Origin of the sequence: Anabaena sp. 4-3 (genome assembly GCF_001597745.1) — a bacterium.
In the GTDB taxonomy this organism is placed as follows: domain Bacteria; phylum Cyanobacteriota; class Cyanobacteriia; order Cyanobacteriales; family Nostocaceae; genus Trichormus.
Genome location: NZ_LUHJ01000070.1, coordinates 1 through 6,169, shown reverse-complemented (window position 1 = coordinate 6,169; position 6,169 = coordinate 1). Strand labels below are relative to the sequence as shown.

The 6,169-nt window shown below is 43.8% G+C and carries 4 protein-coding genes and 1 pseudogene; 3 read left to right on the top strand and 2 right to left on the bottom strand.

From position 1 onward, the window contains the following. Positions 1-362: pseudogene (locus A3775_RS20440) on the bottom strand (photosystem II D2 protein (photosystem q(a) protein)); the annotation flags it as partial. Positions 363-969: 607 nt separating this feature from the next. Here A3775_RS20440 and A3775_RS20435 point away from each other — a divergent pair. From A3775_RS20435 to A3775_RS20425, 3 genes are all read left to right on the top strand, one after another. Next, positions 970-1,539, top strand: a complete 570-nt coding sequence (locus tag A3775_RS20435) for a photosystem I assembly protein Ycf4 (RefSeq protein ID WP_066377647.1) — start codon at positions 970-972, stop codon at positions 1,537-1,539. 136 nt (positions 1,540-1,675) lie between these two features. Continuing rightward, the gene (locus tag A3775_RS20430; protein ID WP_066377646.1) at positions 1,676-2,461 is read left to right on the top strand and encodes a peptidylprolyl isomerase; all 786 of its coding nucleotides are present in this window, start codon (positions 1,676-1,678) and stop codon (positions 2,459-2,461) included. Positions 2,462-2,565: 104 nt separating this feature from the next. After that, a complete protein-coding gene (locus tag A3775_RS20425; RefSeq protein WP_066377645.1) occupies positions 2,566-3,732 on the top strand; it encodes a beta-ketoacyl-ACP synthase in 1,167 nt (388 codons plus the stop codon). Between the two features lie 11 nt (positions 3,733-3,743). Here the strand turns inward: A3775_RS20425 and A3775_RS24455 are convergent. Next, positions 3,744-6,169, bottom strand: a 2,426-nt coding sequence (locus tag A3775_RS24455; protein ID WP_197480201.1) for a calcium-binding protein, incomplete at its 5' end; no start/stop codon positions are given.

The following is a 6,169-nucleotide window of genomic DNA, read 5'->3' as shown; positions in this document are numbered from 1 at the left end:
AAGCCGAAAGCTCCATGTAGTGCCACGAATGGCCATAAGCCACCGAGTTGACACCAACGGGTGAAGTCGCCTTGAGCTTCTGGCCCCCACAACAGTAGTAGGGAGTGTCCCAAACTGTCGGCGGGGGTAGATACTGCTACTGTGAGGAAGTTACAGCCTTCCAGATAGGAGGAGGCTAGTCCGTGGGTGTACCAGGAGGTAACAAAGGTTGTGCCGGTGAGCCAACCGCCTAGTGCGAGGAAAGCGCAGGGGAACAGTAATATCCCTGACCAACCTACGAAGACGAAGCGATCGCGCTTCAACCAGTCGTCTAGTACGTCAAACCACCCTCTACTGGGGGCGCGTCCTACTGCGATGGTCATCTAACTAAAATCCTCTGTTTACTAAAATTGCAACGTTTCCGAGGAAATAACGTTTTTTCTTGACACCCTCAGCAGGTTTATAATTGCTGAGTTCCTGAGATGCTACCGCCTAGTTGAGTCGGCATTTCTCAGGGTTATGCCGTTACACCTACCATGAGCTAGTTACCTAGCTTGTAGTAACTTAATGCTTCTTAACTTATCACATTGTTAGGGGTTTCGCGCAACCCACTTAGGATAATCAAGTGTTGAAAACGAACCTATTAAATAATATCAATATCAGAATTTTAACAATTTGACACAACTTTTCTCAGAAATCTTGGGAGTGGATAGGGACTGGGGACTGGGGATTGGGGATTGGGGATTGGGGATGAGGGAGCTTTCAGAGCAGGGGGAGCAGGGGAGCAGGGGGAAAAATTCTTTCTCCGTCAACCGTCAACCGTCAACCGTCAACAATTTTTAATTTTGAATTGATTCATGCTCCATGCCTAGTCCCCAATCCCCAGTCCCCAATCCCCAATCCCCAATCGCCAATATTTAGCTTGCAAGACATCCTGTAGAAATGGCAGACTTTTAGAAAAGGCACGCACTCACAGGCCAAGGTAGTTCAATGACGGCATCAACAACAGTAAGCAAAGGCGATCGCATCCTGCATCAAAAAGTTCTCGGTTCTCGTCGGTTCAGCAACTACTGGTGGGCAACTATTGTCACAATGGGAGCCACAGGCTTTTTATTGGCTGGGATATCGAGTTATTTACAAGTAAATCTACTCATAGTCACCGATCCAACTCAACTGGTATTCGTACCTCAAGGGTTGGTCATGGGCTTATACGGTACTGCTGGTCTGCTTTTAGCCTTGTATCTGTGGCTAGTTATCCTCTGGGATGTAGGTGGTGGACACAACGACTTCAATCGAGAAACAGGTAAAATTAACATTTTTCGTTGGGGATTTCCGGGCAAAAACCGTAAAATTGAGATTGATATCCCCATTCAAAGCATACAGTCTGTACGTATTGATATTAAAGAAGGTTTAAATCCTCGTCGCGCCTTATATCTCCGTGTTAAAGGTCGTCGAGATATACCTTTGACCAGAGTTGGTCAACCATTACCCTTAGCCGAGTTAGAAACTCAAGGCGCAGAATTAGCCCGCTTTTTAGAAGTACCTTTAGAGGGATTGTAGGGGATGTGTTGGAGCAGAGGGAGCAGGGGAAATTTTTCTCCAAAATTTTTTTTGAATTTTGAATGAGAGAATTTTGAATTTATCTGCCCAATTCCCAAAAGAGGCTAAGATACATGGGTTGAGTCAGTAACTGGCAATGCGGTTAAAAGTTTCACAATTATTGTTTGCGCTTGTGATAGTCAGTGCTTTGATGCTGGGAAGCTGTTCTACAAAACAGGCTAGCTCTAATTCTGCTCCAGGATCGACGACGACCGACACAACCACAACAACTACTGAAGCAACATCTGTATCTGAGACTATCAGCGAGAGTATTCCGGGAATGAAAAATTTACCACGCCTCGAAGGCAAAGCTACCGTGGTGATGACAGTTAATGGATCACCGATCACCATCGAAGTAGACGGTACTAATGCGCCCATTACAGCCGGCAACTTTGTTGATTTGGTGCAGAAGGGTGTGTACGATAATTCAATGTTCCATCGAGTTGTCCGTGATCCCCAACCGTTTGTAGTCCAAGGGGGCGATCCTAAAAGTAAAGATCCCAAAACTCCACCACAATTTCTAGGAACTGGTGGTTATATTGACGAAAAAACTGGGACTGAACGTTCTATTCCTTTGGAAATTAAGCCCAAAGGCGAACAAGAACCGATTTATGGTAAAACATTCGAGTCTGCTCGTGTGAGTAAACCACCAGAGTTACAACACAAACAAGGTGCAGTAGCAATGGCGCGATCGCAGCAACCAGACTCTGCTTCTTCTCAGTTTTACTTTGCCCTAGCTGACTTAGGGTTTTTAGATGGTAATTATGCCGTTTTTGGTTATGTCACCGACGGCTTTGATGTAGTTAACAAAATTCAGCAAGGCGATCGCATTCAATCGGCGAAAGTCACTCAAGGTGCTGAAAATTTCAAAACTCCACAATAGCGATTCGGGGAGTGGGGAGTAGGCAGTAGGAAGGAAATCAGTGGTTTTCTCGATTTCCCATTCCCGATTCCCCATTCCCGATTCCCCATTCTCGAAATCTCAAATTGGTTGAAATTGTTATTACTGGTATCGGTTTAGTTTCCGCTTTGGGTAAAAGCCTAGAGGAAAGTTGGCAAAAATTAATTACAGGTGAGTCTGGAATTAGATTGCATCAACCTTTTCCAGAACTATCCCCACTGCCTCTAGGTTTGATTGGTGAACAACCAGCTAAATTGAGAGCGTTGACTCAACATGTCGTAGAGGTTGCCATCAAAGATGCTGGTCTATTGACAAATTTACCTGATTGTGCTGTAGTGATTGGTTCGAGTCGTAGCCATCAAGCATCCTGGGAAGATTTAGCCAGGAAAATGTATGCAAAATATCCCAGCCAATATAGATATACAAGCGGAGAAAGTTTAGAGAATTGGTTAGAAACTTTACCCCAAATGAATGCGATCGCAGCTGCCAGGCAAATTGGAGCGACGGGGATAGTTTCCGCACCGATGGCAGCTTGTGCTACAGGGATTTGGGCAATTTCTCAGGCAGCGTTGTTGATTCAAACAGGGCAATGTCCTAGAGCGATCGCCGGAGCCGTAGAAGCACCAATTACACCCTTAACCATATCTGGGTTTCAACAAATGGGTGCTTTAGCCAAAACCGGAGCTTACCCCTTTGATGTCAACCGTGAAGGCTTGGTATTAGGTGAAGGGGCGGCTGTGTTTGTCTTGGAAACAAAAGAGTTAGCACAACAACGACAAGCGAAAATTTATGGTAAAGTGTTGGGTTTTGGGTTAACAGCAGACGCATATCATACCAATCAGCCAGACTTAGAAGGTAGGGGTGCGATCGCAGCTATTAAGCAATCTCTAGAACGCAGTCACCTTACACCCCAGGATATAGATTACATTCATACTCACGGCACAGCTACCCCACTCAATGACCATGTAGAAAGCAAAGTGATCAAAAAGCTATTTCCTCATCAAGTGCCAATTAGTTCCACTAAAGGAGCTACAGGTCATACTCTAGGAGCATCGGGAGCTATGGGTGTAGCTTTTACTTTGTTAGCTATGCAACAGAACATCTTACCCCCCTGCGTAGGATTACATAAACCAGAATTTGATTTAAATATAGTTAAAACTGCGCTTCACAGTCCTATCCGCCAAGCATTATGTTTGAGCTTTGGCTTTGGTGGACAAAATGCCGTTGTTGTGTTGGGTCAATCTACACTTTAGTTGGCTCATGTTTAGAAGAATTCAATCTGCAAAGTAGTTGAAAAATCAATTGGCTGATTTTCCAGCGTAGCAAATTGAGTTCCTTGAAAGAACAAATTGCCAGTAGACGCATCGTAAGAAAAGTCATTAACGTTAGAACTGCCAAAAATGAATTCATAAATCTGGATTTTGTCACCTTCACTAACATTAAAGTCTTTGATGATAGCAACACCTTGAAATAAACTATCAAAGACAAATGTATCTTGACCAAAACCACCAGTCAGAATATCGTTACCACTGCCACCACTTAAAGAATCATCTCCATCACCACCTATTAAGATATCATCACCATCTTCTCCCAAGAGAGTGTCGTTACCACTGCCACCAATTAAGGAATCATTACCGAAGTAACCCAACATATAATCATTGCCACTGCCACCATTGAGAGTATCATTACCTTCCAAACCATCAATAAAATCATCCCCTCCATTGGCTAGGAACAGATTATCTTGACTATCTCCAAAAATATAGTCGTTTTGATTTGTACCTTTGACATGATCAAAGTTTTCTATTGCGAATGATTGAATACCATCAAGACCAACTACATCTAAAAATTGATAGTTAAGATCCACATTGATTGATGTGTTGATATCTGCTGTAGAAGCATCAATCATGTTACTAGCTGCATTGGAATCAGCAACAATTCTCTCTATTTTGCTCAATTGATCCTGACCAAGACCGCCATCTTTTTGAATCACTCCTGTCGGTAAGAGGGTGATACTTTGTCCGATTTGACTATAGTCAGCTGTATCATAATCCTCTCCTCCATTTAAGGTATTATTACCACTACCGCCATCGAGGGTGTCATTACCAAATCCACCATTGAGGATGTCATCACCACCATAGCCAAATAATTGGTTATCTTGATAGTCACCTGTGAGAGTATCAGCTTGATTTGTGCCTTTGACATCATCAAAGTTGACTACATTCCAAGATTTAGAACCATTGCTGTCTGTAATCATGACAGTTTCAGCTTCTAGGTTGGCATTAATAGATGTAATGTTGCTCAAAGCGGAAACATCAATGGTGTTATTGACTGTACTCGCATCAGCCACAATCTTTTCTATGCCAATCAGTTGATCAGTGCCAAGACTACCTTTGTTGACTGTACTACTGGCTTGAAAAGTGATACTTTGACGCAATTGGCTGTAATCGGCAGTATCATTACCCGTACCACCATTTAGGGTATCATTGCCACTACTAGCTCCGAGTGTATCATCACCACCATTACCAGATAGTTGGTTATTTTGAGCGTCGCCAATGATGATGTCCTGAAGATTTGTACCATTGACATGATCAAAGTTAACCACACCTACAGTTTTGACACCAGTGTTGTCGCTGACAGTCAAAGTTCCGGTTTGTAGATTAGCATTGATGCTGGCATTGTTTCCCCATGAGGTGGCATTGATCAGGTGATTACTGACACTGCTATTGGCAATAATCGTTTCAATGCTAATCAGTTGGTCTTGACCAAAGGTGTCTTTGTCGATGCGGTCAATAGCTGTGAGGATGAGTCGGCGATTGACTGGAGTGTAGTTGGCGATATCTTTGCCATCACCACCATTGAGGGTGTCGTTGCCACTACTACCAAACAGAGTGTCATCATTCTCCCCACCGTCTAGACTATCGTTGCCTGTATCTCCATTTAGAGTGTCTCTACCATATCCTCCCTCTAGGGTGTCGTCTTCACTTCCACCTCTGAGAAGGTCGTTACCATCTCCACCGATGAGGCGATCGCTTTGCGCTCCTCCATACAACTGATCGTTGCCGAAACCACCATCTAATGTATCGCTGCCTGTGTCCCCATAGAGGCTGTCATCTCCTGCGTCTCCATAGAGGCTGTCATTCCTAGAACCGCCTCTGAGTAAGTCGTTACCATTACCGCCATCGAGGGTGTCGTTACCAAATCCACCATTGAGGATGTCATCACCACCATAGCCAAATAATTGGTTATCTTGATAGTCACCTGTGAGAGTATCAGCTTGATTTGTGCCTTTGACATCATCAAAGTTGCCGACAGTCCAAGTTTGAGAACCATTGATGTCTGTAATCGTGACAATAGAAGCTTCCAGATTGGCATTGATCGATGTAATGTTGCTTAACCAGGAAACATCAATAGTGTTATTGGCTGTACTCGCATCAGCCAAAATCCTTTCTATACCAATGAGTTGATCTGTACCACGACTACCTTTGTTGACTGTGCTAGTCCCTCGGAAAGTGATACTTTCACCGAATTGGCTGTAATCAGCAGTATCATTGCCTGTACCACCATCTAAGGTATCGTTGCCACTACTACCTCGGAGTGTGTCATCTCCACCATTGCCAGATATTTGGTTACTTTGAGTATCGCCAGTCATCCTGTCATCACCATTTGTACCATTGACATGATCAAAGTTGA

Coding starts and splice junctions, on each gene's coding strand:
- A3775_RS20435 (WP_066377647.1), top strand. CDS start 970: ATGACGGCATCAACAACAGTAAGCAAAGGCGATCGCATCCTGCATCAA.
- A3775_RS20430 (WP_066377646.1), top strand. CDS start 1,676: ATGCGGTTAAAAGTTTCACAATTATTGTTTGCGCTTGTGATAGTCAGT.